20 protein-coding genes are annotated in these 26,938 nt (G+C 68.9%); 15 read left to right on the top strand and 5 right to left on the bottom strand.

Going from position 1 to position 26,938, the window contains the following annotated elements; genetic code table 11:
• The first annotated feature begins 113 nt into the window (after nt 1-113).
• The 4 genes from VEB62_RS08850 (at nt 114) to VEB62_RS08835 (ending at nt 4,984) form a co-directional block, all read left to right on the top strand.
• A complete protein-coding gene (locus tag VEB62_RS08850) occupies nt 114-2,315 on the top strand; it encodes an AGE family epimerase/isomerase (RefSeq protein WP_324798197.1) in 2,202 nt (733 codons plus the stop codon).
• Between the two features lie 116 nt (nt 2,316-2,431).
• A complete protein-coding gene (locus VEB62_RS08845; protein ID WP_324798196.1) occupies nt 2,432-3,226 on the top strand; it encodes a tyrosine-protein phosphatase in 795 nt (264 codons plus the stop codon).
• A gap of 20 nt (nt 3,227-3,246) precedes the next feature.
• Nucleotides 3,247-3,945 carry a polysaccharide biosynthesis/export family protein gene (locus VEB62_RS08840; RefSeq protein WP_324798193.1) on the top strand — a complete coding sequence of 233 codons (699 nt, stop codon included), beginning with the start codon at nt 3,247-3,249 and terminating at the stop codon, nt 3,943-3,945.
• Between the two features lie 4 nt (nt 3,946-3,949).
• Nucleotides 3,950-4,984 (top strand): M48 family metalloprotease, encoded by a 1,035-nt coding sequence (locus tag VEB62_RS08835; RefSeq protein ID WP_324798191.1) that lies wholly within the window; start codon nt 3,950-3,952, stop codon nt 4,982-4,984.
• On the opposite strand, the gene VEB62_RS08830 is transcribed toward VEB62_RS08835, so the two are convergent.
• Nucleotides 4,974-5,207 (bottom strand): VanZ family protein, encoded by a 234-nt coding sequence (locus VEB62_RS08830; RefSeq protein ID WP_324798188.1) that lies wholly within the window; start codon nt 5,205-5,207, stop codon nt 4,974-4,976. The genes VEB62_RS08835 and VEB62_RS08830 overlap by 11 nt on opposite strands.
• A 207-nt stretch (nt 5,208-5,414) precedes the next feature.
• Between VEB62_RS08830 and VEB62_RS08825 the strand changes: the two genes are divergently transcribed.
• The 6 genes from VEB62_RS08825 (at nt 5,415) to VEB62_RS08800 (ending at nt 12,581) form a co-directional block, all read left to right on the top strand.
• The gene (locus tag VEB62_RS08825; RefSeq protein ID WP_324798185.1) at nt 5,415-5,609 is read left to right on the top strand and encodes a hypothetical protein; all 195 of its coding nucleotides are present in this window, start codon (nt 5,415-5,417) and stop codon (nt 5,607-5,609) included.
• Between the two features lie 146 nt (nt 5,610-5,755).
• Nucleotides 5,756-8,041, top strand: a complete 2,286-nt coding sequence (locus VEB62_RS08820) for a GumC family protein (RefSeq protein ID WP_324798182.1) — start codon at nt 5,756-5,758, stop codon at nt 8,039-8,041.
• On the top strand, nt 8,038-9,312 hold the full coding sequence (locus tag VEB62_RS08815) for a tetratricopeptide repeat protein (RefSeq protein ID WP_324798180.1): 1,275 nt from the start codon (nt 8,038-8,040) through the stop codon (nt 9,310-9,312). Before VEB62_RS08820 ends, VEB62_RS08815 begins: the two co-directional genes overlap by 4 nt.
• Nucleotides 9,313-9,444: 132 nt before the next feature.
• Entirely contained in the window at nt 9,445-9,669 is a 225-nt protein-coding gene (locus VEB62_RS08810; RefSeq protein WP_324798178.1) for a hypothetical protein, read from the top strand.
• A gap of 45 nt (nt 9,670-9,714) precedes the next feature.
• Complete coding sequence (locus tag VEB62_RS08805; protein ID WP_324798175.1) at nt 9,715-11,070, top strand: O-antigen ligase family protein; 1,356 nt, start codon at nt 9,715-9,717, stop codon at nt 11,068-11,070.
• The gene (locus VEB62_RS08800) at nt 11,070-12,581 is read left to right on the top strand and encodes a tryptophan halogenase family protein (RefSeq protein ID WP_324798172.1); all 1,512 of its coding nucleotides are present in this window, start codon (nt 11,070-11,072) and stop codon (nt 12,579-12,581) included. The genes VEB62_RS08805 and VEB62_RS08800 overlap by 1 nt, the downstream gene beginning before the upstream one ends.
• Nucleotides 12,582-12,617: 36 nt before the next feature.
• Here VEB62_RS08800 and VEB62_RS08795 read toward each other — a convergent pair whose 3' ends face one another.
• The 3 genes from VEB62_RS08795 to VEB62_RS08785 form a co-directional block, all read right to left on the bottom strand.
• Nucleotides 12,618-13,223: a hypothetical protein gene (locus tag VEB62_RS08795; RefSeq protein WP_324798169.1), complete on the bottom strand. Its 606-nt coding sequence runs from the start codon at nt 13,221-13,223 to the stop codon at nt 12,618-12,620.
• A 100-nt stretch (nt 13,224-13,323) separates the two neighbouring features.
• Entirely contained in the window at nt 13,324-14,613 is a 1,290-nt protein-coding gene (locus VEB62_RS08790; RefSeq protein ID WP_324798166.1) for a sugar MFS transporter, read from the bottom strand.
• A 186-nt stretch (nt 14,614-14,799) separates the two neighbouring features.
• Nucleotides 14,800-17,520 carry a TonB-dependent receptor gene (locus tag VEB62_RS08785; protein WP_324798164.1) on the bottom strand — a complete coding sequence of 907 codons (2,721 nt, stop codon included), beginning with the start codon at nt 17,518-17,520 and terminating at the stop codon, nt 14,800-14,802.
• Between the two features lie 326 nt (nt 17,521-17,846).
• Between VEB62_RS08785 and VEB62_RS08780 the strand changes: the two genes are divergently transcribed.
• The gene (locus VEB62_RS08780) at nt 17,847-19,625 is read left to right on the top strand and encodes an alpha-amylase family glycosyl hydrolase (protein ID WP_414642007.1); all 1,779 of its coding nucleotides are present in this window, start codon (nt 17,847-17,849) and stop codon (nt 19,623-19,625) included.
• Between the two features lie 2 nt (nt 19,626-19,627).
• Complete coding sequence (locus VEB62_RS08775) at nt 19,628-21,259, top strand: alpha-amylase family glycosyl hydrolase (RefSeq protein ID WP_324798161.1); 1,632 nt, start codon at nt 19,628-19,630, stop codon at nt 21,257-21,259.
• A gap of 2 nt (nt 21,260-21,261) precedes the next feature.
• Here VEB62_RS08775 and VEB62_RS08770 read toward each other — a convergent pair whose 3' ends face one another.
• Nucleotides 21,262-22,293 carry a LacI family DNA-binding transcriptional regulator gene (locus VEB62_RS08770; protein ID WP_324798359.1) on the bottom strand — a complete coding sequence of 344 codons (1,032 nt, stop codon included), beginning with the start codon at nt 22,291-22,293 and terminating at the stop codon, nt 21,262-21,264.
• Between the two features lie 89 nt (nt 22,294-22,382).
• Between VEB62_RS08770 and VEB62_RS08765 the strand changes: the two genes are divergently transcribed.
• The 3 genes from VEB62_RS08765 (at nt 22,383) to VEB62_RS08755 (ending at nt 26,937) form a co-directional block, all read left to right on the top strand.
• Nucleotides 22,383-24,461 carry a glycoside hydrolase family 97 protein gene (locus VEB62_RS08765; protein ID WP_324798159.1) on the top strand — a complete coding sequence of 693 codons (2,079 nt, stop codon included), beginning with the start codon at nt 22,383-22,385 and terminating at the stop codon, nt 24,459-24,461.
• Between the two features lie 86 nt (nt 24,462-24,547).
• Nucleotides 24,548-26,002, top strand: coding sequence for an MFS transporter (locus tag VEB62_RS08760; RefSeq protein WP_324798356.1), 1,455 nt, complete (start codon nt 24,548-24,550; stop codon nt 26,000-26,002).
• Nucleotides 25,999-26,937 (top strand): alpha/beta hydrolase, encoded by a 939-nt coding sequence (locus VEB62_RS08755; protein WP_324798156.1) that lies wholly within the window; start codon nt 25,999-26,001, stop codon nt 26,935-26,937. Before VEB62_RS08760 ends, VEB62_RS08755 begins: the two co-directional genes overlap by 4 nt.
• Nucleotide 26,938 lies beyond the last annotated feature (1 nt).

The raw sequence follows: 26,938 nt of genomic DNA, 5'->3' as shown, positions 1-26,938 counted from the left end.
AGTGCGCGCCCGGCTAAAGAAACCGGTAACCAGCTTCCGGCGCGGCGCGGAGGCGAGACGCCGGCCTTCCAAGCGGCTAGAACACACGCTGACCGAGCGGCCGCGGGGGAACGATGACGATCTATCCGGTGATCATGTGCGGCGGGGCCGGATCGCGCCTGTGGCCCGCCTCCCGTCCCGGACGGCCCAAACAGTTCCTCGCCCTGGCCGGCGAACACTCCCTGTTCCAGAGCACCGTCCTCAGGGTCGCGCCGCTGGCCGCCGACGGGCGGGTCATCGTGGTGGCCGGGGCGAGCCACGCCGATGCGGTGGCGGCCCAACTGGCCGCGATCGGCGCCGAAGCCGTGGTCCTGCTTGAGCCGGAGGCCCGCGACTCGGGGCCGGCCATGGCGGCGGCGGCGGCATTCATCGAGGTCCGCGACCCGAACGGGGTGGCCGCGATCGTGGCGTCCGACCACCATATTCCCGACGCCGGGGCCTTCCGCGATGCGGTCCGGGTGGCGGCGGCCGAGGCGGCGACCGGCCGTATCGTCACCCTCGGCGTCAAGCCGACCTCCCCGTCATCCGCCTATGGCTACATCTGTCCCGCCGGCCCCGGTCTGGCCCCGGTCAGCCGGTTCGTCGAAAAGCCCGACGCCGAGACCGCCGCTCGCTATGTCGCCGAAGGCTTTTTGTGGAACAGCGGCAACTTCATTGTCGCCGCACGGGCCCTCATGGACGAACTGGCGGTCCACGCGCCGTCCATCGGCGAATGCGCCCGCGCCTCGCTTCCCCCAGGAGGCGAGACCGCACCGGCCATGCGGCTGGGCGACGCCTTCCTGGCGGCCCCGAAGATTTCGATCGACTACGCGGTCATGGAGAAGAGCGACCGGACCTCGGTTCTGCCGGTCGACTTCGCCTGGTCGGACGTCGGCGCCTGGGATTCGGTCATGGCCACCGGCGAAGGTCAGGCCGGGGTCCACGTCGGCGTCGACAGCCACAACACCCTGGTCCGGGCGCCAGAGGGCGTGGTCGTGGCCACCCTCGGCGTATCGAATATCGCGGTGATCGTGGAGCCCGACGCCGTTCTGGTCTGCGCCCTCGACCGCGCCCAGCAGGTCAAGACGATTGTCGACCGCATCAAGCTCGAGGCGCCCGGCCACGCCGACATTCCCGACCGCCGGGAGCCCACCCCCTTCGCCCGCTTCGGCGACTGGATGCGAACCGCGGCCCTGCCGCTGTGGACCACCCTGGGCGTCCATGCCGGGGGCGTCTTCGTCGAGGCGCTGACGCTGGACGGCCGCCCCCGGGAGACCCGTCGCCGGGCCCGGGTGCAGAGCCGACAGATTTTCGTCCTGTGCCGCGCCGGAGCCCTGGGTTGGCGCGGACCATGGCGGGAGCGGGCCGAGGCGGGCCTGGACCGGTTCCTGGACGGCTACGTCCGGCCCGACGGCGCGATCCGCAACGCGCTGAATCCGGACGGAACCGTGCTGGACGACACCGCCGTGCTGTACGAGCAGGCCTTCGCCCTGCTGGCGATGGCGACGGCGCATGCGGCCGGCGTCCGACCCGAACGATGCGAGGCCCACGCCCGGACCCTGCTGGACCGGCTCGAGGCCGATCGCCTTCCTGCCGGCGGCTGGCGCGAGGCCGGCGACCATCCTTTCCAGGCCAACGCCAACATGCACCTGTTCGAGGCCGCCCAGGCCTGGGCCGCGCGCAGCGTGGACAATCGCTGGAATGGCGTCGCCGACGCCATCGCCGATCTCGCCCTGACCCGCCTTATCGATGGCGAGGGCGGCTTCCTGCGCGAATTCTTCGACGACGGCTGGCGGCCCGCGCCCGGCGAGGACGGCCGCCTGGTCGAACCGGGGCATCAGTTCGAATGGAGCTGGCTGCTCTCGCGCCACGCGCTCGCCCGGAGCGATGACCGGGCCATGGCCGCCGCCAGACGCCTCTACGGTCATGGCCTGCGCGGGATTGATCCGCGCCGCGGCGTCGCCGTGGATCAACTGGACGACGCGCTGAAGGTACGGAGCGACGGCGCCCGCCTCTGGCCCCAGACGGAATGGCTGCGCGCGGCCCTGGCCATGGCCGCGCTGGCGGAGGGGGCGGAACGACAGGAGCGGCTGACCGACGCGGCCAGGGCCATGCGCGGCCTGAACCGCTACCTCAACCCCAATGGAACCTGGCGGGACAGGCTTCAGGCCGATGGAAGCTTCATCGACGAGCCGGCCCCGGCCAGTTCGCTTTATCACATCGCCGGAGCCTTCGATGAGGTCTGCCAGGCGGCCCGGGCCGGCCTGATCCTCGACGCGCCGGTCGGTCTGGCCTGATCATTTGAACGAACCGTCACGGTTCGCGTTCAACATCACCGGCCGGGGGGCCGGGCTTCATCCCCTGTTCACCGGCGGCCCTGTCCTTTAGACACGGCTCCGGATGCGAGACTGACGTGATCGATCTGCACTGCCATATCCTGCCCGGCATAGACGACGGGGCGCCGGACCTGGACACCTCGCTTGAGATGGCGCGGATGGCCGTCGCCGACGGCATTACCGTCACCGCCTGCACCCCGCACATGATGCCCGGCTATTACGACAACACGTCCCAGGGCGTGCGCGCGGCGGTGGTCGCCCTGCAGGCCGAGCTCGACGAGGCCGACATCCCGCTGCGTCTCGTCACCGGCGCAGACGTGCATCTGGTGCCGGGTCTGGCGTCGGGCCTGCGCGACGGCTCGAAGCTGACGCTGGCCGACACCCGGTATTTCCTGTTCGAACCGCCCCACACAACGGCGCCGCCGCGCATGGCCGAGGCCGTGTTCGACTGCATGGCGGCCGGCTTCCATCCGTTGATCACACACCCCGAGCGCCTGCGCTGGATCGAGGATCACTATGAGCTGATGGTGCAACTGGCCGGGGCCGGCGCCTGGATGCAGATCACCGCAGGCTCCGTCACCGGTCGTTTCGGCAAGCGCACCCAGTACTGGGCCGAACGCATGCTGGACGAAGGGATCGTCCACATTCTGGCCACCGACGCCCACAACCTTCGCAGCCGGTCGCCGGTCCTGTCGGAGGCCGTCGAGGCGGTCGCCCGCAGGCTGGGCGAGCAGGCGGCGGACGACATGGTGTTGACCCGACCCCTCGCCGTGCTCGAAAACGCTCTGCCCGCCTCGGTTCCGGCCGCGGTCGGCGCTCCACCCCAGGCTTCACGGCCCGGCTTCTTCAAACGGCTGTTCAAGGCCGCCTGAGTTTCAAGGTATTGTCGCCCATGATGCGAGCCCTTTCGCTGGTCCTTATCGCCTCGGCCACCCTTCTCGCCGCCTGCGGGGGGACGAGAATGGACGTCAGCCAGATGACCGCGGCCCAGCCTGTCGACCTGCAGACGGCCGCCCAGGTCTCCGCGGCGCCCCAGACCGAGTATCAGATCGGGGTCGGCGACAAGCTCAGCCTGCGGGTCTTCCAGGTGCCGGACCTGTCGTTCGACAGCCTGACGGTCGACACCTCAGGCAATATCCAGATGCCGCTGATCGGCGCCGTGCGAGCCGCCGGCCTGACGTCGGGCGAACTGTCCACGGCCGTCGCCGAGCGGCTCAGCACCCAATATCTGCGCAATCCGCAGGTCACCGTCACCGTGACCGAGGCCGCGAGCCAGAAGATCACCGTCGACGGCGCCGTGACCAAGCCCGGCGTCTACACCATGCGGGGCACCACCTCCCTGCTGCAGGCCGTGGCCATGGCCGAGGGACCCAGCCGGGTAGCCGACCTGACCAAGGTCGCCGTGTTCCGCACCATCGACGGCCAGCGTTCGGTCGCCCTGTTCGACCTGGCCGCCATCCGTCAGGGCCGCGCCGAGGATCCGAGGGTGCTGGGCGATGATGTCATCGTTGTCGATACCTCGCGGATGAGTTCGGCCATGCGGGAAATCGTTGGCGCACTGCCCGCCCTGTCGATCTTCCGTCCGTTCTGATCCCATGCGGGCGACCGCACGCCTCCTCGCGGCCGGAGCGCTGGCGCTGGCGCTGGCGCTGGTCGCGGGCGGCTGCGGCAGCCATGCCAAGCCTGATGCTACTCTCCCCCCGGCCGAGACGGACGATAGTCCGGAGGCGAGGCTCAGCGACCTGACCGCAGTGGACGTCCGCGTCGCGGCCGTCGCCTGGCGCCTCGCCCGCGCCAACGCCGACCTTTGCCCCGTTAGCCGTCGGCGAGCCGGCTGGACCCTGCAGTCGGCTACCCAGTACGGAACCGAACTGCGCCCGATCGCCGAGCGCCGCTTTGGCCTTGCCGGGGATCTTCCCGGCGTGCTTGCCGCTCCGGATGACAGCCCTGCGGCCCGCGCCGGCCTCGCGCCCGGTGACCTGATCGTCGCCGTAAACGGCTATCCACTGTCCCTTGGCACGGTCGGCCAAGCCGAGTCCTATGAGGGTCTTCAGGCCAACATCACGGTTCTGGATGGAGCCGTCGCGCGGGGCGCGACGCGGCTGACCGTCCGCCGCGGCGGCGCGGAACGGAGCGTCGACATACACCCGGTTCTGGCCTGCGCCTACGTCACCCAGGTCGACCTCCGGATCTCGCCTCGCAGCGGGTTCGATGGACGTCTCGTCTGGGTCACCCAAGGCATGGTGAAGCTGGCGCAGAGCGAGGACGAATTGGCCTTTGCCCTCGGCCACGAACTGGCTCACGCCGTGCTCGAACATCGGACCCAGCCGGACGTCATCGGGGTCAAAGGCGCCTCCAATTGGGCGATATCCATGCGCCGGGGGCTGTCGCTGAGCGCCGAGGCCGACGCCGATCGAATGGCCGCCTACCTCGTGGCGCGGGCAGCCTACGATCCCGCTCAAGCGGTTGAGTTCCTCAATCGACTGGGGGACAGCGATCCGTTGATGCGCACTCCTCAAGTCAATCTGGGAGGCGTCTACGAGGGCACTTCGACCCGCCGCCGGGCCCTGCAGCCCGTGCTTGAGGACATCGCCGCCCGTAAGGCCGCCGGGCGCGCCCTCATTCCCTGAACGGACGGGGCCGTCGACCCAGCTGCTTCAGCACGGCCAATCCGGCGGCGATCCCCGCTGCGTCGGCCACGACGTCCCAGACATCCGCGTCCCGCCCGATCTGCGGCAGGCCCTGCACCAGTTCGATGCCCACGCCGGCCGCCAGCATGATCAGGACCAGCGCCGTCCGGGACAGGCCTGGCCACCCCCGGCCCGCCAGGGCGGTCAGCAAGAGGAAGGCCACGGCATGGTTGGCCTTGTCCCACGGAAGCCCGCCTTCAAGCCCCGTGGAAGGACGAAAGGCCAGCCAGGCGACCGTCGCCGCCCACGCCAGCGTTGCCGTACGGAACAGTCGAAGGCCACGCCCGTTTCGCGACTCTGGACCGGGGCCGGCGGGGTGATTCGCGCGTCTCATGGAACTGGGTTAACGTCTCAAGGGAGGGAAGGGACGATGACGATGCGCAGCACCGATCGACTGGACCGGACACGGCTTGCGGGCCGTCGCGACCGTGAACCATCGCCCTTCACCGCGCGCGCCGCAGGCCTATACAGCGAAGTCGTCTGGGATCGAAACTGGACTGAACCCTCGCCGCGGACGCGCGCCGCCATGAACGACGGCGATCACCAGGCGCCGCCGCTCGAGTGATGCCCGGCTTGACCTCCGGACGCCCCCCGCCGACAAGAAACAGCGCAGACGGACCACCCTTGCCGGGTGGAATTCGTGTGCGCCCGCCGAGGCTTTGCGATATCAGCCTCGAACCTACCGTGACCGGCGGCCCGGGCCGCTAACGTGTGAGCGACTTAATGATGCTGGGCGATCCCTCCTCCGCCGACGATCGTAATCCGCGCGCCGGCCGCGCGGCCGGCGGATTCGGCGATGCCGTGTTCGATGACAATCAGGCCGGAGCCTGGGCCGACGAACCGCAGGAAGCGCCGGCGTTCGATCTCGCCGTCTACTGGCGGATGGCTCTCAAGCACCGGATCCTGATCCTCGGCTGTTTCCTCGGCGCGCTCGCCGTCGGCGCCGCCATGACCCTGCTGATGACGCCGATCTATACGGCCACGGCCACGCTGCAGATCGATCGGGAGGCGGCGCGCGTCGTCACCTCCGAGGACGTAACGCCACGCGAGAGCATGGGCGACAGCGAGGAATTCTTCCAGACCCAGTATGGCCTGTTGCGCAGCCGCTCGCTGGCCGAGCGCGTCGTCGAAAGCCTCGGCCTCGCCAGCTCCGATCAGGCCCTGGCCGCGCTGGGCGTCGAGCCCCCGGCCCGCACGGGCAGCGCCGCCGCCCAGGCCGAGCGCCGGCGCGCCATCGCCCTCAGCGTGGTCCAGGGCGGGCTGGGCGTCACGCCCATTCGCGGTTCCCGCCTCGTCGCCGTCAGCTTCAACAACCCGGATCCGGTTGTCGCCGCGCGCGTCGCCAACGGGTTCGCCGAGAATTTCATTCAGGCCAACCTGGACCGAAAATACGAGAGCTCGTCCTACGCCCGCGCCTTCCTCGAGGAACGCATCGCCCAGACCAAGGGCCGGCTTGAGGACGCCGAGCGCCAGTTGGTCGCCTACGCCGCCAATCAGCAGATCATCAACGTCGGCGGGACCTCCGATGAGGGCGACACGGATGGCGGCGCCACCCAGTCGCTGGCCTCGAACAATCTCGTGGCCCTGAACAGCGCGCTGGCCACGGCCCGCGCGGCCCGCGTCGCCGCCGAGGAGAAATGGCGGTCGGCGCGCACGACGCAGTTGATGACCCTGCCCGAGGTGCTTCAGAACCCGTCAATCCAGCGCCTGAGCGAGCAGCGGGCCCAGCTGGATTCCGAATTCCAGCAGAAGCTGAGCGTTTACCAGGAAGACTATCCTGAAATGGTCCGCCTGCGCGCCCAGATCACCGAGATCGACGGTCAGATCCAGTCGCTGGCCAGCAACATCCGCAGCTCGATCCAGAGCCAGTACGTCATCGCCGCCAACCAGGAGCGATCGCTGCAGGCCCAGGTCAACGGGCTGAAGGGCGACGTCCTCGACCTGCGCGACCGGTCGATCCAGTACAACATCCTGCAGCGCGAGCTCGACACCACGCGGACCCTCTATGAGAGCCTGCTGCAGCGCTACAAGGAGATCGCGGTCACCGGCGACGTCACGGCCAACAATATCTCCATCGTCGACAGCGCCCGTCCGCCGGAGAGCCCGTCCAAGCCCAACATGATGATCAACCTGGCTCTCGCCGCCCTGTTCGGTCTGGGCCTGGGGGTGGTCGCCGCCCTGGTGCTGGAAGCGCTCGACGAGACCATCGCCACCCCGGACGACGTCGAGAAGAAGCTGGGCGTGCCGGTCCTGGGCGTCGTCCCGTTGCTCGACAAGGGCCAGACGACGGCGGCGGCCCTGGCCGACATCCGATCCGGATTCTCCGAAGCCTACTATTCGCTCCGGACGGCCCTGCAGTTCTCCACGCCCGACGGCGCGCCCGCCAGCCTGCTGGTCTCCAGCGCCCGGCCGGCCGAGGGCAAGTCGACCACCGCCTACGCCGTCGCGCTCAATCTGGCGCGGATCGGCAAGCGGGTCCTGCTGATCGACGGCGACCTGCGCAATCCGTCCATGCACCGCGTGGTCGGGGTCGAGAACGAGCGCGGCATGAGCAATCTGCTGTCGGGCTCGTCGGATCTGCAGAGCGTCGTCCAGCGCACCCGTCAGGACAATCTGTTCTTCATCCCGTGCGGTCCCCTGCCGCCGAACCCGGCCGAACTGTGGGGCAGCGACCGGCTGCGCCAATTCCTCGCCGACGCGCGCAACAGCTTCGACCATGTCATCGTCGACGGCCCGCCCGTGCTCGGCTTCGCGGATTCCCCGTTGCTGGCCGCGAGCGTCGGAGGCGTCCTGTTCGTGCTGGAATCGCGCGGCACCCGCCGCGGCCAGGCGCGCGGCGCCCTGCGGCGGCTGAAGGTCGGCCATGCCCGCCTGCTCGGCGCGGTCCTGACCAAATTCAACGCCAAGACCACCTCGTATGGCGGCTATGACTACGCCTACGACTACGCCTACGGCGCGGAAGGCGAGCCCCGGGCCAGGAAGGACAAGAAGGCTTGAGGGATCAGGTGGACGCGTCCGCCGTCCCCGTCGCGCGCGAGCCGGGCCGGTTCGCGGCCTACGCCCCCTATGCCCTGACCGTGGGAGCCGTATGGCTGGGCTGGCAGATCCTGCTCCAGCCGGTGCTGCAGCGCGCGCCGCCCGAGATCGCGATCCGCGCCGCCCCCGGCTCGCCCATGGTCCTGCGCCGGGCCGCCGAGGCGGAGTTCGCCGCTGGCCAGAAGACCAACAACGCCCGGCGCTACGACAATGCCGCCGCCCTCGCCCGCGAGGCCCTGTCGCGGGCGCCGTTCAATGTCCGCGCCCTGCGTGTCGTTGGCCTGAGCGAGGCCCGCGCGGGACGGGACTCAGCCGCCGACGACATCCTGACCCTCGCGGGCAACTGGAGCCTGCGTGACGATCCGGCCCATGCGTGGCTGGTCGAGCATCGGCTGAAGCGGGGCGATTACGCCTCGGCCTTCGCCCACGCCGACACCCTCGTGCGCCGGCGCGAGGATATCCGGCCCGAGGTCTTCCGCCTGTTCACGGTCGCGGCGACCCAGGACGGGGCGCGCGCCCTTCCGGAAATCGCCCGGCTGGTCGACGCCCGTCCGCCCTGGCGCCAGGCCTACTTCGACAGCCTCTACGGCACGGTCGAGGGGCTGCAGGTCGCGGCCAATCTCGCGGTCCTGCTCCAGCGCGGCAAGGCGCCCCTGACCAATCAGGAACTGGCCCAGGTCTACCTGCACCTGCTCGAGAAGGGCCAGGTCGAGGCCGTCCGTACGATCCGCGCGCGCCTGAACCGGCCGCCCGTCTCCGCTGTTTCGAACGGCGACTTCGGCGACGCGGCGGCGCCCCAGCCCTTCCAGTGGCGGTTGGGCCAGGAGGCCGGAGCGGTCGTCGAGATCGTGCCTGACGACATCCGCCCGTCCGATCCGGCGCTGCGCATCGATTACGACGGCTACTCCACCGTGCTGTTCGCGGAACAGTTGTTATTTCTCACGCCCGGCCGCTACCGGCTCACGGCGGAGGCGCGGGCCGAGGCCGGCGAACCGGGAGAGCGTCTGGTCTGGTCCCTCACCTGTTCGCCGGGCGATCTGCGCGTCCTGTCCGCCCCGGCCGTGGCGCGTTCGGCCGCGGTCTGGACACCGGTGTCCACTGAGTTCACAGTCCCGGCGGCCTGTCCGGGCCAATGGCTGAGAATTGAAAGCCGCGGCGGCGACCGGCGCATGCCGACCATCGCCTGGATCGATCACGTCGCCATAACTGAGCTTGGTTCACCGAACGATTGAGGCCGACTGTACGGTTTCCGAACCACGTTTTCGTTGAATCGTATTGCTTTTGAAACCTTCGCCGCCTATACCCATTGTCGATACGTCGCGGGCCAGCCCGTACCAAAGACCTGTTTAGAAGGGGATTAAAGCATGCGTAAGACCATCGCCGCTGTCACGGCGGGCCTGCTGCTCGTGGCTGGCCAAGCCGCCGCCGCCAACGATTCCGCCGTCGCTCGCGTTGGCGACCGCGTGGGCGCTCGCGCCGACGCTTCGTCGGAATTCTCGGGCATCCCGCTTCCGGTCGTCCTGATCGGCACCGCGGTGATCATCGCCACGATCATCGTGCTGAACGAAGACGACTCGGAAAGCGATTAAGCCGACCTGGTTCGCGACGCGCCCGCCATTGCGCTGACGTAACGCGTGCCAAGCAAGGTTTCGAAGGGCCAGTGGGATGCCGCCGCGATCGTGGCGATCATCCTGCTGGCCCTTTCTGTTGTTCTGGGCGGCGCCAGCCGCGAGCACACGCTGCGGCTGGCGCTCGTCGAACTGGCCGCCTTGCCCCTCCTCGTGATCGCCGGGAGCCGTCTGATCCGCTCCGGCCTGTGGCGTGAGCACAGGTTCGCGCTGGGCCTGCTGGCCGGCGCCGCGGCCATTCCGCTGATCCAGCTGGTTCCTCTCCCTCCCGCCGTCTGGACGGGTCTGCCGGGGCGGGATGAACTGGTCCTGGCGCTGGAGCTGGCGGGCCTGCAGCCCGGCTGGGCCCCGCTGAGCCTCACGCCGGACCTGACCTGGGGGTCGGCCCTCGCCCTGATTCCCCCCGCCGCCGTTTTCCTGCTGGTGTTGTCGGCCTCGCATACGCTGACCAGCCGTCTTGTCGGCGTCTACCTTGTCGCGGCCGTCGTCGGCGTGCTGCTTGGCGCGGCCCAACTGGCGAGCGGCGGCGAGCGCCTCTATCCGTGGGAGACCACCAGCGCGGGCTCGGTCACCGGCTTCTTCGCCAACCGCAACCACCTGGCCACCTTGCTGCTGGCCTGCCTGCCCTTCGCCGCCGTCCTCGGCGCGGCCACCCTGCGACACCGGACCGACGACCGCCGTCTGGCGCTGTGGTTCGGCGCCCTGTTCATGGGCCTGGTGGTGATCGGACTGGCCGCCATCCGCTCGCGCGCCGGCGTCATACTGTTCGGCCCGACCGCCATCGCCAGCCTGCTGGCTGCGTGGGTGGCCGCCGGACGGGGTCGCCCCGGGCCGGCGTTGATCGGACTGGCCGGGGGCGTCGCCGCCGCCGTCGGCGCCGTGGCCCTGTTCGCCCTGCCCCCCATCCTGGCCCGGTTCGACGTCCAGTCCGCGCCCGAGGGCCGCTTCGAGGGCTGGCCGATCGTGGCCGGGGCGGCCGAGACATACCTGCCGCTGGGATCCGGCATCGGCAGCTTCGACGCCGTGTTCCGATCGGTCGAACCGCTGGAGCAGCTGGACCCGACCTTCTTCAATCACGCCCACAACGAATATCTCGAGACCTGGCTTGAGGCCGGATGGCCGGGCGCCCTCCTGATCGTCGCCTTGCTGATCTGGTACGGCCGTCGCCTGTGGAGCGCGTGGCGCGCCGGGCCTTCGCGCGAGCGCGATCAGCAGCGCGCCGCCAGCATCGCCCTGCTGGTCATGCTGGCCCACTCCGCCGTGGACTATCCATTGCGTACCGCCACCCTGGCCTGCCTGTTCGCCCTGTGCGCCGCCATTCTCGAGAAGGCGGGCCGACCGACGGACCGGGAACTGGCCTGATGGCCGAGCCGATCCGCAGCATCCTCGTCGTCGGCGGCGGAACGGCGGGATGGATGGCGGCGGCGGCGCTGCAGCGGACCCTTGGCCCGCACGCCACGGTCACCCTGGTCGAATCCGAAGAGATTGGCGCGGTTGGCGTCGGCGAGGCCACCGTGCCGCCGATCCGCGACTTCAACATCATGATCGGTCTCGACGAAGCGGAGTTCATGCGCGAGACCAAGGCCACGCTGAAGGTGGCCATCGTCTTCCAGGACTGGGGCCACATCGGCAACCGCTACACCCATCCGTTCGGCACCTTCGGTCCCGGGCCGACGCTGGGGGATTTCCAGCAGACCTTCTTCGCGCTCCAGTCAAAGGGGCGGGTCGGGCCGCTCGGCGACTATTCGATCTGCTCGCGGGCTGCCGACGCCGGCAAGGTCGGGGTCAGGGACGCCGATCCCCGCTCGCCGCGCAACGGCCTGTTCACCGCCTTCCATTTCGACGCCACCCTCTACGCGAGATACCTGCGCAAGGTCTGCGAGGGCCGCGGCGTCCAGCGGGTCGAGGGCAAGGTCGTCGAGGTCGTCCAGCGCCCGGAAGACGGCTTCGTCGACAGCATCACCCTGGAGGGCGGCCGCAGTCTGTCGGCCGACCTCTACATCGACTGCACCGGCTTCCGCGGCCTGCTGATCGAGGGGGCGCTGAAGGCCGGCTATGAGGACTGGTCGCACTGGCTGCCCGTCGACCGCGCCGTCGCCGCGCCCTGCGCCAAGGTCGGCCCGGCCACGTCCTACACCCTGTCCACCGCGCGGGAGGCGGGCTGGCAGTGGCGCATCGCCCTGCAGCACCGGACCGGCAACGGCTACGTCTACAGCTCCGACCACCTGGGCGACGACGCGGCCCGCGAGACCCTGCTGGCCAATCTGGACGGCGAACCCCTGGCCGAGCCGCGTACGCTGCGGTTCGTCACCGGGCGGCGCAAGACCTACTGGGACCGCAACGTCGTCAGCCTTGGCCTGTCCAGCGGCTTCATCGAGCCGCTCGAGTCGACCAGCATCCACCTGGTTCAGGCCGGCCTCGTCCGGCTGCTGCAGCATTTCCCGGACCGGTCGTTCAGCCCCGTCAACATCGCGGCCTACAATCGGCGGCTCGGGCGCGAGGTCGAGCTGATCCGCGACTTCGTCATCCTGCACTATCACGCGTCCCAGAGGGACGACACGCCGTTCTGGCGGCAGGTCGCGGCCATGCCGATCCCCGACAGCCTGGCCGAACGGGTCGAGGCCTTCCGCGAACGCGCCCTGCTCTATCAGGTCGGCGCGGACGAATATTTCAGCCAGGGCTCGTGGCTGGCGGTGATGTACGGCCAGGGGATCAAGCCCCGGATGTTCAACCCGCTCTACGCCTATCAGGATCCGGAGCGGGCCGCGGCGGGGCTGCGCAACATCTCCGACGTCTTCGCCCGGACGGTCGAGGGCCTCCCCGATCACGAGGCGTTCCTCAAGTCCAACAACATGTGGTCCGGCGACGCCTGACGCGAGACCGGTCCGTCCTTGGCCCGGATCGGTGAACTATACGGCCGGTTCGGTCACCGGCGGGGCGACCACCACCGGAAGCGGCGCGGGAACAGCCGGAACGGCCGGTTCCTCCCGCCATGCGGCCTCGGGATTCAGCGCCGCCGTCGCCTCCAGGAAGGTTCCGGGCTTCATCGAGGGCTCGGGCGCCGTCCGCAGCCCGACGACCCGCGCCAGATCGGCGATGAAGGTGATGCAGTTGCGTCGCCTCAGGTCATAGACCGAGCCCTCAGGGCTGTTCCACCACTCGGCCCGGGCCTTGAGCGCATGCCATGTGGCGTCGTCGACGACCAGCCTGAGGAACGGCCGTCCTTCGGCGACATAGCGGGCGTCCGGGGCCGTCACCACACCCCCGCCCCGGGCGAACAGTAGCTGCGGCCCGGGACTTTTGGCGGTGAAGCCCGCCGACCAGTCGACCGGCTCGCCGGTGGCGTCGACCGTCCCCTGCGCGTGCACATAGGCATGGGGGAACAACAGATCGCCGCCGCGCACCCGTGCGCCGGGGTGGGCATAGAAGGTCACGGTCACCTCGGCCCAGGCCTGGCCGGCGATCAGGGCCAACAGCAGGGCGGGGACAAGGGTGCGAAACAGCCTGCGGGTCATGCGGTCTCCGGAACGGCCTACTGTGGGACGCTCCGGCCTGAACGTGCAAGGGCCGCCGGGGATGCCCCCGGCGGCCCTTGGTTCGTTCGATCGCGCCGGATCAGTGCGAGGCGGGTTTGGCCACCACGTCAGCGTCCTTGACCCGCGTCCGCGCCGCGGCGAGGGCGAAGACGGTCAGCAGCAGGTAGCCGACCAGCGGGACGTAGAAGACCGGGTTGAAGGTCGCCGACGCATCGGCGATCTGGCCGCCCAGATACGGCAGCACCGCGCCGCCGACGATGGCGGTGCACAGCAGACCCGAGGTGGCCGACGCCGGCGCGCCCGAGCGCTCCAGCGTCAGGGTGAAGATGGTCGGGAACATGATCGAGTTGAAGAAGCCGATCGCGATCGCGGCGTAGGCCGCGGTCTCGCCGGATGTCTGGGTCACGACCAGGCACAACAGGGCGGCCACCGCCGTATTGACGGTCAGCAGCACCCCGGCCCGGACCTTGGTCAGCAGCAGGGCCCCGATGAAACGCCCCACCATGGCGCCGCCCCAGTAAAGGCTGACCATGCGGCCGGCGTCGGCCTCAGGGATGTTCAGGATCGTCGGGCTGGCGAGGAAGTTGGTCAGGATGCCGCCGATGGCCACTTCCGAGCCGACATAGATGAAGATGGCGAGAGCGCCGAACAGCGCCCAGGGCGAGCCGAAGGCCTTGAACGGCGAGGACACGCCGCCCGCCTCCTCGGCGCCCGCGGCGGCGGCGTTGATCTTTTTCCGCGCGGTGAAGATGAAGAAGGCGACGACGGCGAAGAAGGCCCCGAGCGCCAGGAAGGCGAAATCGATGCTGCGCAGCGATTCGTCGCGTGTGGCCGCGGTGACCACGGCGCCGGCTGCGAATACCCCGCCGGTCAGCAGGACGGTCGAGCCGAGGTAGGGGCCGACGGTGGTGCCAAGCGAATTGAAGAACTGCGAGAAATTCAGGCGCGCATGCGAGCTCTTTTTGGAGCCCAGGGCGGCGACCAGCGGGTTGGCGGCCACCTGCAACAAGGTCACGCCCGAGGCGATGACGAACAGGGCGATCAGCACGCCGGGATACCAGTCCATGATCGTCGCCACCGGCACGATCAGACAGCCCAGCACCATGACCCCCAGCGCCGAAATTATCGAGCGGCTGTAGCCCAGCTTGCCCAGCACGGCGGCGGCCGGAACCGAAACGACGGCGTAGGCGATGAACCAGGCCGAGGCGGTCAGCATGGCCTCGGCCGTGCTGAGGTCGAACACTCTTCGGACCGCCGCGATCAGCGGGTCGATCAGCGAGGTGGCGAAGCCCCAGGCGAAGAACAGGGTGGTCACATAGGCGAAGGCCAGGGTCGTGCCCTGCTTCGCCGGCGCTTGCGTATCGGTCATTTCTCTCCCCGGGGTAACCGCGCGTCTGGCGCGCACGGCGTTGGCGCAAACGGTTTCATCGTCGAACGGCCGCGTCCAGCCGTTTTACCCAAGCCGTAACCAAAAGTGGCCGATCCGGGGACCGCCGAACGCAAAAGGCCGCCCCGGTTGCCCGGGACGGCCAGTCTGACTGATCGTTGGGGAGGATCAGTAGCGGTAGTTGACGCCGAACAGGAAGGTTCGGCCATAGCTCTGGTGATTGATGATCTGCCGGTCGTCACCGTTCTGGAAGGTGTAGAACGGCTCGTCGGTCAGGTTGTTGACCTGGAACAGGGCCGACAGGCCTTCCAGCGGGCCCGGCTGGAACTCGTAGCCGATCTGGGCGTCGATGACCGTTTCCGCGCCGACCTGGCGAAGCGTCCGGCCGTTGGCGAAGCCCGACATCTCGCCCAGGAACTCCGAACGGTAGCGTGCGCTGACCCGGCTCTGGAAGCCGTAGCGCTCGTAGTAGAGCGTCAGGTTGGCGACCGTTTCCGACAGACCGGGGATGGCCGTCTTCGTATTGGTGCCGGGCTGTTCGATCTCGCTGCCGTTCCGCGAAATGCTGACGAAGGCGCCGAACCCTTCCAGGGACGGGTGGAACATTTCGAACGGCGCCGAGGCGGCGAACTCCACCCCCCACATGCCGCCGCCTTCACCGTTCTGGGGCGAGCTGTAGAGACCGGTGTTGATAACCGGAACCACGCCGCCCGTCGGGAAGCCGGTGAAGTCGGCCGGGCGCTGCTCGTCGTAAACGAAGGTCTCGAGGTCGCGATAGAAGGCGGCCAGCGACACATAGGCCGACCGGCCGAAATAGCGCTCCAGCGAAACATCGGCGACGTTGGCGATCCACGGCCTCAGTTCCGGGTTGCCGCCGCCGCCGCTCCACGGCGAGCTGTTCACCGTCGCGCCCGGCACGTTCAGGGTCGGGTTGAAGCTGTAGCCGCGGCTGGCGCGCATCTGGTCCATCCGAGGCCGCGCCATGGTGCGGGCGAGGGCGGTGCGCAGGAACAGATCGTCCTTCAGCTCGAGGATCAGGTTCATGCTGGGCAGGATCTGCAGGTAGGAATCCCCGCCTTCGATCGGGGTGAACATGGTGCCGGCGCCGCTGCCGGTGGCGGCGAAGCCATTCGAGTGCTGATCGGTGTACACCGCCTGGATGCCGAGGTTTCCGGTGACCGGAATGGACTGGAAGTTGGCGTCCATGTTCAGCTTGGCGTAGCCGATGACGATGTCTTCCTCGATCGTCCAGTTCTTGGATTTCACGTCGCCGTTCGGGTTGCGGACCAGGTTGTAGAAACCGTCGTTGACCAGGCCGAGCGCGTCATAGCTCAGGATGCCGGGAATGCCGCCGTAGGCGAGCGAGGTCGGCTCCAGCAGGTAGTCGGCGGGCACGGCCACCGTCGCCCCGCCCGGAATGCCGAGGAACCACTCGTCCGCGACGAGAGACTTCTCACGCGAGCTGTAATAGATGCCGGTTTCGAGCGCGTTGAACGCCCCCAGGTCGACATCGCCGTTGAGGGTCAGGCGCACGGCCTTCAGTTCATCCTCGATGGTCGGCATGTTCAGGTAGCCGTCCTGACCGCCCGGAATGACGTCGCCGCCCCAGCCTTGCGGGCTGGTGAGGCGCATCAGGGTCGGATCGGCGTAGTCGAGATCGGTCGAGAACTGCGGCACCCCCTCTCCGGTGATGACGAAGTCCAGCGTGTCGGTGGGCCCCGTGCCGTTGCGGCCCGTGCCCCAATAGGTCTCAAGAATGGTGTCGGTGCGGTCGACCTTCGAATAGCTGAGGTCGGCGTCCAGCGTCCAACGGTCGTTCAGCACCACCTCGGTGTTCCAGCCCAGCGAAAGCAGCTTGCTCTCGCGGGCGGTGACATCGCCCCGGCCCACGGCGCGCACATTCGAGAAGGTGCCGGCCACGACCATGCCGTCCTCGACCTGCTGGTTCGACAGCGAGGCGCTGCTCCACTGGAGCGGGAACTCAATGCCGCGCAGGACCTGGGTGTTGTCGAACTCGGAGTAGAAGGCGTCGAACGTCGAGTGGACGCGGTCGTTCGGACGCAATTCGAGGGTGCCGAAGAAACCGTCCCGCTTGAGCTCGGACGACATCACGAAGACCTTGGCCCCGCCGATCACCAGATCGCCGTTCCCGTCGGTGGGATAGCCCCAGGCCTCGAACCGCTCCGACTGATACGGCGACGACATGTGAGCGTAGCCGAGGGCGAGGCCGATCGTGTCGTTCGCGAACTGGTCGATATAGGAGAAGCTGTAGCGCTGGCCGCTGTCGCTCGTACCGGCGTTCAGGGCGCCGATGTCGTTCACCTCGTAGCGCGCGTTCAGCGCGATCGTCCGACGACCGTGCTCCAGCGGGCGGATGGTGCGCAGGTCCACCGTGCCGGCGAGACCTTGCCCGACCAGCGAACCGTCGGGCGTCTTGTAAACCAGCACGCTGGCCAGAGCTTCGGACGGATACTGATCGAACTCGACGCCGCGGTTGTCGCCCGTGGTCACCTGTTCGCGGCCGTTGAGCAGGGCGGTGGTGAAGTCGGGACCGAGCCCGCGGATGCTGATGACCTGGGCCCGGCCGTCCTGACGCTGGGCCGCCAGACCCGGCAGGCGGGCCAGCGATTCGGCGATCGACATGTCGGGCAGTTTGCCGATGTCCTCGGCGGTCACGACCTCGACGATCGAGGTGTTGTTGCGCTTGGCGGCGATCGAGCTTTCGATCGAGCCGCGGATGCCGGTGACGATCACCTCGTCGACCTGCGTCGCGTCCTCCTCCTGCGGCGCGTCCTGCGCCGAGGCGGTTGCGGCGAAGGCCAGGGCGGCGACGGCGCCGAGGGCGGCGCCCCCGAGCAGACGGGCACGGCGAGTAGCTTGGGTTCTCATCTCATTCTCCCTAAGGCCGTCGCATTTCTATCGAAGCGTCCGGTGTTACCGCAAAGTAATGCAAACTTATGGAAAGGATGCAAGCGTCCTCTCTTCGACGGACCATCGGACGTGGCCGAAATGTGACGGCCAGCCTTGACTATATCGCACTGCACAAGGGCTTTTCCTTTGCGTCGCCGCAATTTCGACCTGTCGTCTGGACCAGTTGACATGCGGCGGCTCCGCTGCAAAATCTTGCAAACCGATCCGCCGAGCCATGTTGTTCGCGGACAAACAAAGGGACGGAGACGATGACGGGAAGCCTCTGGCGGTCTAAGCGGGCGCGCGTGACCGCCCTGTGCGCCGCGCTCGCCGCCATGACCGCGGCCGTTCCGGCGCTGGCGACGCCCGTCCAGGATCCCGGCGTGCGCGACAGGCCCGCCGAGGACGAGGTGATCTATTTCCTGTTGCCGGACCGGTTCGCCAACGGCGACCCCGCCAATGACCGCGGCGGTCTTGAGGGCGACCGGCTGCGGACGGGCTATGATCCCACCGATCCCGGCTTCTACCACGGCGGCGACCTGCGCGGCCTGATCGATCGGCTCGACTATATCCAGGGCCTCGGCGTCACCGCCCTGTGGATCGCGCCGCCCTTCGTGAACAAGGCGGTCCAGGGCCCGCCTGGTCAGGAGAGCGCCGCCTACCACGGCTACTGGATCACCGACTTCACCCGCGTCGATCCCCATTTCGGGACCAACGATGACTTCCGCGCCCTCGTCGACGCCGCCCATGCGCGCGGGATGAAGGTCTATCTGGACATCGTCATCAACCACACCGCCGACGTCATCCGGTACCGCGAGTGCCCCGACAACGACTGCGGCTATCGCTGGAAGGGCGACTATCCGTATCAGCGTCGCGGCGGTCTGAACGGCGAGCCGATCAACGCCGGCTTCACCGGCGAGCCAGGCGGCGACTTCGGGGCCCTGACCCGGCCGGACTATGCCTACACGCCCTGGACCCCGCCCGGCGAAGAGGCGGTCAAGGTTCCGGCCTGGCTGAACGACGTCAGCCTCTATCACAACCGGGGCAACAGCGCCTGGTACAGCGAAGCCCGCATGGACGGCGACTTCTCGGGCCTCGACGACCTGTTCACCGAACACCCCCGCGTGGTGCAGGGCTTCATCGACATCTATGGCGGCTGGATCGACGACTACGGCGTCGACGGCTACCGCATCGACACCGCCCGCCACGTCAATCCGGAGTTCTGGCAGGTCTTTGTCCCGGCCATCCTCGAACGCGCCCGGGCGAAGGGCATTCCGAATTTCCACATCTTCGGCGAGACCTTCGACTTCCAGACCGGTACGGCCGCCATGCACACCGTCGTCGACGGCCTGCCGACCGTGCTCGATTTCGCCTACCAGCGGGCCGTGCAGAACATGGTCACCGGCGCCGGGAACCCGGACGCCATGGGCTATCTGCTGATGGAGGACGCCATCTACGCCGGCGGCGTGGAGACGGCGCGGCGCCTGCCGACCTTCACCGGCAACCATGACATGGGCCGCATCGGCCACCTGATCCTCAAGGCCATGCCCGACATATCCGACGCCGAGCTGTTGGACCGCTCGGCCCTGGCTCACGCCATGGTCCTGCTCGGCCGCGGCGTGCCGGTGATCTATTATGGCGACGAACAGGGCTTCACCGGCGACGGCGACGATCGCCGCTCGCGCCAGGACATGTTCGAGACCCGCACCCCGTCCTATGCCGACGATCGCCGCATCGGCCAGGCGTCGGGCCCGTTTGATGTGAACGCCGACATGTACCGCCGCATCGCGGAGATGACCCGTGTCCGGGCCGCCGACGCGCGCCTGCGCCATGGCCGCGTCGCCGTCCGCATCGCCGACCAGACTCCGGGAATTCTCGCCATCTCGCGGCTCGATGATGACGGCGAGACACTGGTGGTGTTCAACACCGCCACCGAGGCGCGCGACGTCAACATCCCGGTCGGGACCGGCTCCTCAGAATGGCGCGCCCTGCTCGGCCAATGCCCCGCCCGCGCCGCCGCCCCCGGCGCCATCTCCGTCTCCGTGCCCGCCCTGGGCTATCTTGTCTGCGTATCTGAAGGTTGAGCTTGACCGTCCAGACCCTTGAGTCCCCGCTTTCCCGGACCGACGCCGCCGACTGGTGGCGCGGCGCGATCGTCTACCAGGTCTATCCGCGCAGTTTCGCCGACTCGAACGGCGACGGCGTCGGCGACCTGAAAGGGATCACCGATCATCTCGACCACATCGCCTCGCTGGGCGTCGACGCGGTCTGGCTGTCGCCCTTCTTCACCTCGCCAATGAAGGATTTCGGCTACGACGTGGCCGACTATTGCGACGTCGATCCGATCTTCGGCGCACTCGCTGACTTCGACGCCCTGATCGCCAAGGCTCACCGGCTGGGCCTGCGCATCATCACCGATCTGGTGTTCGCCCACACCTCGGACCAGCACGCCTGGTTTCGCGAGAGTCGCCAGTCGCGCACCAATCCCAGGGCCGACTGGTACGTCTGGGCCGACGCCAAACCGGACGGCGCGCCGCCCTCGAATTGGCAGTCGGTGTTCGGCGGTCCGGCCTGGACCTGGGACGCGCGACGCGGCCAGTACTACATGCACAATTTCCTGCCCGAGCAGCCGCAGCTGAACCTGCACCAGCCGGCCGTGCAGGAGGCCCTGCTGGATGTGGCCCGCTTCTGGCTCGATCGGGGCGTCGACGGCTTCCGGTTCGACGCCATCAATTTCTCGATGCACGACCCGTTGCTGCGGGACAACCCGCCCCTGCCGCCGGGCGGCAAGCGGACCCGGCCGTTCGACTTCCAGGACAAGGTCTTCAACCAGTCCCAGCCCGGGATCGTCGACTTTCTGAAACGGGTCCGCGCCCTGACCGACAGCTATGGCGGCCGGTTCACCGTGGCCGAGGTCGGCGGCGACCACGCCGAGCGCGAGATGCAGGCCTTCACCGCCGGCGACGACCATCTGAACAGCGCCTACGGCTTCCTCTACCTCTACGCCCCCGCCCTGAACGACCAGCTGGTGCGCGAGGGGGCCGAGGCCTGGCACGGCCGCGACGGGCAGGGCTGGCCGTCATGGACCTTCTCCAACCACGACGCGCCCCGGGCCATCTCGCGCTGGGCGGGGAACCGTGATCTCAAGGCCTTCGCCGAGATGGCCATGCTGCTGCTGATGTGCCTGCGCGGCAACGTCTTCATCTACCAGGGCGAGGAACTGGCCCTGCCGCAGGCCGAGGTGCCGTTCGACCGGCTGGTCGACCCCGAAGCCATCGCCAACTGGCCCCAGACGCTGGGCCGCGACGGAGCCCGGACGCCGATGCCGTGGTCGGCGGACCGGCCGCACGCCGGCTTCTCGACCGCCGAGCCGTGGCTGCCGGTCGATCCGCGCCACGTCGGCCTCTCCGTGGACCGGCAGGAGGGGGATCCGTCCTCCATGCTCAACGTCACCCGCCGTCTGGTCGCGCTGCGAAAGGCCCATCCCGCCCTGACCCGCGGTGATATGCGGCTGCTCGACGCCGCCCCGGGCCTGCTGTGCCTCGAGCGCGTCCTGGCCGGCGAGCGGCTGCTCTGTGTGTTCAACCTGGGTGAGCAGGCGGCGGACTGGACGGCGCCGGCCGGCTGGCGCGTCGTCGAGACGGTCAATCTGGAAGCGGGGTCCGGGGGCGTGCTGCCGCCGATGGCCGGCCTGGTCTTCGCCGACGCCGCCGGATGACTTCAGCCCCCGCAGCTCTCGCGCACGATCAGGTCGGTCGGGATCCGCTCCGACCGGCCGACGGAGTCCCCGGGGTTGTCGAGCAGTTTGGAGACCAGCAGCCGTCCGGCCTTCATGGTGTCCTGGGCGATCGTGCTCAGGGCCGGGCGCGAGTAGCGACTGAACGGCACATTGTCGAAGCCGATCACCGAGACGTCCTCGGGCACCCGCAGCCCCGCGTGCAGCAGGGCCCGCACGGCGCCCAGCGCGATCTGGTCCGAGGCGCAGACCACGCCGTCGAAGTCGACGCCGCGCCGGATCAGGCTGTCGACCGAGGCCTCGGCGGACTCGACCTCGAAATGGGCTTCCATGATCAGGTCCGGATCGACCGACAGCCCGGCCCTGGCCAGCGCCTCCAGATAGCCCCGATGCCGCTGCATGGCCTCGGGCGGATCGAGGTCGCCCAGGAAAACGATGCGCTTGCGGCCCAGCCGGGCCAGATGCAGCGTCGCGCGCCGACCGCCCGCCAGGTTGTCCGATCCGACCGAACAGTACTGCTGGTCAGGCATCTCGGCGCCCCAGACCACGAACCGCCCCTCGGTCTCGGCCAGCCGGTTCAGGCTCTGATGCAGGGTGCTCTGGCCGAGGAAGATCACGCCGTCGGCGTGGCTGGTGTTCATCGCCGCCGACAGGTCTTCGTAGCTGGTCGGCGCGAAATGACTCATGATGACGTCGCAGCCGCGCTCGCGCGCCGCCTCGCCGACGCCGGCCAGAAGCTCGAGAAAGAAGGGGTCGCTCAGCCGACCCTCGCGTCCTTGCGGACGGGGCGTCACCAGGGCGATGACGCCGTCGGCGCCGATCGGCCCGGCCGGCATGTGGCGCCGGAACGGATAGTCGTGCTCACGCGCCAGTTTCCAGATCAGCTGCTTGGTCCGCGCGTTGACCGCCGGGCTGTCGTTCAGCGCGCGCGAGGCCGTCGAGATCGACACGCCCGCCAGCTTGGCCAGATCTTCCAGGCGAGTATTGCCGCGACTCACGTTTGGTTTCCCGTTGATGGCATGACTGCAAAATTTGCTGCAAAACTTGCTCGTTCTGCGCCGCCGCGGCGCCGTCTGGCAAGACCCTTTAAGTGGAGTTGATCCCGATGCTGAACCGCCGTTCGTTGATGTCCGCCACCGCCATCCTGGGCGCCCTTCCCGTCGCGGCGAACGCCCAGGACGTGGCCCAGGCGCCGGCCGGATCGACCGGCGCGGTGCGCGCCTCCTCGCCCGGCGGGGTCCTCACCGTCGAGGTGGGCGTCACCGGCGAAGGCCGGCCGGAGTATCGCGTCACCCGCCTCGGACGGCCGGTCATCGCGCCCTCGCGGCTCGGCTTCCTGCTGACCGACGCGGCCAAGCTGGAGCGCAACTTCGCCGTGACCGCCGACGCCCCGACCCAGCATGACGACACCTGGGAGCAGCCGTGGGGCGAGCGGCGCTTCATCCGCAACCACTACACCGAGTTCCGCGTCCATCTGGCCGAGAAGTGGGGCCTGCAGCGCCGCATGGACGTGGTCTTCCGCCTCTACGACGACGGCCTCGGCTTCCGCTACGAATTCCCCGACCAGCCCAATCTGAAGACCGTCAACATCGGCGCCGAACTGACCGAGTTCACCGTCGCCTCGCCCGGCACGGCCTGGTGGATCCCGGCCTTCGAGTGGAACCGCGAGGAGTATCTCTACAACCGCACGCCGATCTCGGCGGTCGGCGTGGCCCAGACGCCGCTGACCATGAAGCTGGACGACGGCCTGCACCTGTCGATCCATGAGGCGGCGGTCATCGATTATGCCGGCATGAACCTGCGCCGCGCCGAGGGCGGCCGCTTCACCGCGATGCTGACTCCCGGCCTGACCAATGCGGCGGTCGTCCGCGAGGCCCCGTTCGCGACGCCGTGGCGGACGATCCAGATCGCCGACAAGGCCGGCGACCTCGTCGAATCCAGCCTGATCCTGAACCTCAACGAGCCCAACACCCTGGGCGACGTCAGCTGGTTCAAGCCGATGAAATACATCGGCATCTGGTGGGAGATGCACCTCGACCTGAAGAGCTGGAACTCGGGTCCGAAGCACGGCGCCACCACCGAGAACACCCTCAAGCACATCGACTTCGCGGCCGAGCACGGCTTCGGCGGGGTGCTGGTCGAGGGCTGGAACGTCGGCTGGGACGGCGAGTGGTTCGGCACCGGCTGGGACTACAGTTTCACCCAACCCTATCCCGACTATGACATCGAGCGGGTCGCCGCCTACGCCCGCCAGAAGGGCGTCGAGATCATCGGCCACCATGAGACCGGCGGCAACGGCTTCCACTACGAGAAGCAGCTCGACGCCGCCTTCGCCCAGATGCAGCGCTTCGGCTGGCATTCGGTGAAGACCGGCTATGTCGCCGACGCAGGCGGCGCCCGGGTCACCGGTCCGGATGGTCAGGCGCATCTGGCCTGGCACGAGAGCCAGGAGATGGCCCGCCACCACATGCGGGTGATCGAGACGGCGGCGAAATACCAGGTCGCGATCAACGCCCACGAGCCGTTCAAGGACACCGGCCTGCGCAGGACCTATCCGAACATGATCAGCCGCGAGGGCGCGCGCGGCACCGAGTTCAGCGCCTGGGGCCAGCCCGGCAATCCGCCTGAGCACGAGGTCAATCTGGTCTTCACCCGCCTGCTGGCCGGGCCGATGGACTACACGCCGGGCATTTTCGGCATGACCACCCGCAGCCCCGACGGCATCGCCACCACCTGGGCCAAGCAGCTGGCCCTCTATGTGACGATCTACAGCCCGATCCAGATGGCCGCCGACCTGCTGGTCAACTACGAGGCCAATCCCGGTCCCTTCCAGTTCATCAAGGACGTCGCCGTCGACTGGGCCGAAACCCGCGTCCTGAACGGCGAGGTCGGCGACTACGTCACCATCGTCCGCAAGGACCGCAACTCGGACGAATGGTTCCTCGGCTCGATCACAGATGAGTCGCCGCGCGCCCTGTCCGAGCCGCTGAGCTTCCTCGACCCGGGCCGCCGCTATCGCGCCGAGATCTACCGCGACGCGCCCGACGCCCACTGGAAGACCAACCGCGAGGCGATCGTCATCGAGCAGCGCGAGGTCACCGCGGCCGACGTGCTCGACCTGCGCCTCGCCCCGGGCGGCGGACAGGCCATCCGCTTCGTCCCGCTGGGGAGGGCGCGCCGTTGACCACCGTCACGCCGGAAGGGGTCGCGCCCGGCGCCGCCGCGCCGCTGTCCGCCCGCCCGCGCCTCAGCGGCTGGGCGATCTGGAACATGTGCGTCGGCTTCTTCGGCATCCAGATCGGGTTCGGCCTGCAGAACGCCAACACCAGCCGCATCTTCCAGACCCTCGGCGCCGAGGTCGACAGCCTCGCCATCCTGTGGATCGCCGCGCCCCTGACGGGCCTGCTGGTCCAGCCGATCGTCGGCCATTTCAGCGACAGGACCTGGGGGCCGCTGGGCCGCCGCCGGCCCTATTTCCTCGTCGGAGCGATCCTCACCACCCTGGCCCTGCTGGTCATGCCGCACAGCCCGGCGCTGTGGATGGCGGCGTCGATGCTCTGGATCATGGACGCCTCGATCAACATCACCATGGAGCCGTTCCGGGCCTTCGTCGGGGACAACCTGCCCGAGGAGCAGCGGACCACCGGCTATGCGATGCAGAGCTTCTTCATCGGCGCCGGCGCGGTGTTCGCCTCCTGCCTGCCGTGGATCCTGACCGAGTGGTTCGGCCTCGCCTCGACCGCCCCCGAGGGCGTGGTGCCGATGGCGGTGCGCATCTCCTTCTATGTCGGCGCCGTGGCCCTGCTGGCCGCCGTGCTGTGGACCGTCTTCACCACCCGCGAATACAGCCCCGAGCAGATCGAGGCCTTCGAAACGGCGCGCGACGCCCGCCACGCCCCGGCCGCCGCCCGCTCCGGCGCCGCCTGGTACGGGGGCGGCCTGATCTGGGCCGTCGCCGGCGCGCTCGGCCTGGGCGCGGTCTATCTCCTCGGCCTGCAGAAGGAGCTCTATCTGCTGGCCGGCTTCATCGTCGCCTTCGGCCTGATGCAGCTGGCCGCCGGAGCGCTGGCGGGGGCGGGCCGCTCCAACGCCCTGACCGAGATCATGAGCGACATCTTCGCCATGCCGAAGACCATGCAGGGCCTCGCCGTGGTCCAGTTCTTCAGCTGGTTCGCCCTGTTCTCGATGTGGATCTACATGACCCCGGCGGTCACCGCCGTGCATTACGCCTCGCCCGACCCGACCTCGGCCGGCTACGGCGAGGGGGCCAACTGGGTCGGCGTGCTGATGGGAATCTACAACGGCGTCGCCGCCCTCGCCGCCTTCCTGATCCCGGTCATCGCCCACCGGACAGGGCTGCGCGGGGCCCACGCGGTCAACCTGGCGCTCGGCGCCGCCGGCTTCCTCGGCGTCTTCCTGATCCGCGATCCGCAGTGGCTCTGGCTGCCGATGATCGGCGTCGGCTTCGCCTGGGCGTCGATCGTCTCGATGCCCTACGCCATCCTGGCCAACGCCGTGCCGGGTCGGAAAATGGGCGTCTACATGGGCATCTTCAACATCTTCATCGTGGTGCCCCAGCTGGTCGCCGCCACCATCCTGGGGGCCATCCTCAAGGGCGTCTTCGGCGGCGACGCCATCTGGGCGCTGGTGCTCGGCGCCGTCAGCTTCCTGATCGCCGCCGGCGCCAGCCTGCTGGTGCCTGACACAAGGACGGCGAGGGCATGAGGCTCGACCGCCGCGCCCTGCTGGCCGGGCTGTCGGCCCTGCCGCTGGCGACCGCCGCCCGCGCCGAGGCTCCGACGCAGGGCCGGCTGGTCGAACACCCGGCCATGGCCTCGGCCTTCGCCCAGCCCCGCGACGTCACCGTCTGGCTGCCGCCGGGCTACGACGCCTCGGACGCCCGCTGGCCTGTCCTCTACATGCACGACGGCCAGAACCTGTTCGACGCCTCGCGCGCGCCCTACGGCGCCGAATGGGGCGTGGACGAGCACGTCGCCCGCCTCGCCGCCACCGGCCAGATCCGCACGCCGATCGTGGTCGGGATCGGCAACACGCCCCTGCGCCTGCGCGAATACATCCCCGCCGACCTGATCCGCGCCCTGCCCGACGACATGCGCGCCGACGTTCAGGCCATCTACGGGGGCGAGCCCCTGTCCGACGGCTATCTGCGCTTCATCGTCCGCGAGTTGAAGCCCTTCATCGACCGGACGTACCGCACCAGTCCCGGCCGCCTCGACACGGCGATCATGGGCAGCAGCATGGGCGGCCTGATCTCCCTGTACGCGCTGATGCGATACCCGCTCGTCTTCGGCGGCGCGGGCCGCGTCTCCACCCACTGGCCCCTGAAGATCGGGGGCCTCGAAGACCCCGCCCTGCTGTCTCCGTGGCGCGAGCGCCTCGTCGCCGCGTGGACCGGCGTCGTTCGCGAGGGCCTGCCCCCCGTCGGCGGCCATTACCTCTATTTCGACCGCGGCGACGAGAGCCTCGACGCCTTCTACGCCGAGTTCCAGAGCCGCATCGACGAGACCATCCGCGCCGCCGGCTGGCCGTCCGACCGCTTCCGCTCGCTGGTCTTTCCCGGAGCCGGGCACAATGAGGCCAGCTGGAACCAGCGGCTCGACGTCCCTCTCGCCTTCCTGCTTTCGCCTTCAGCCCGATGAG

This window comes from Brevundimonas sp., assembly GCF_035626975.1.
In the GTDB taxonomy this organism is placed as follows: Bacteria; Pseudomonadota; Alphaproteobacteria; order Caulobacterales; family Caulobacteraceae; genus Brevundimonas.
Note: the sequence above shows the minus strand (reverse complement) of the source record. Positions and strands in the feature narration are given on the sequence as shown.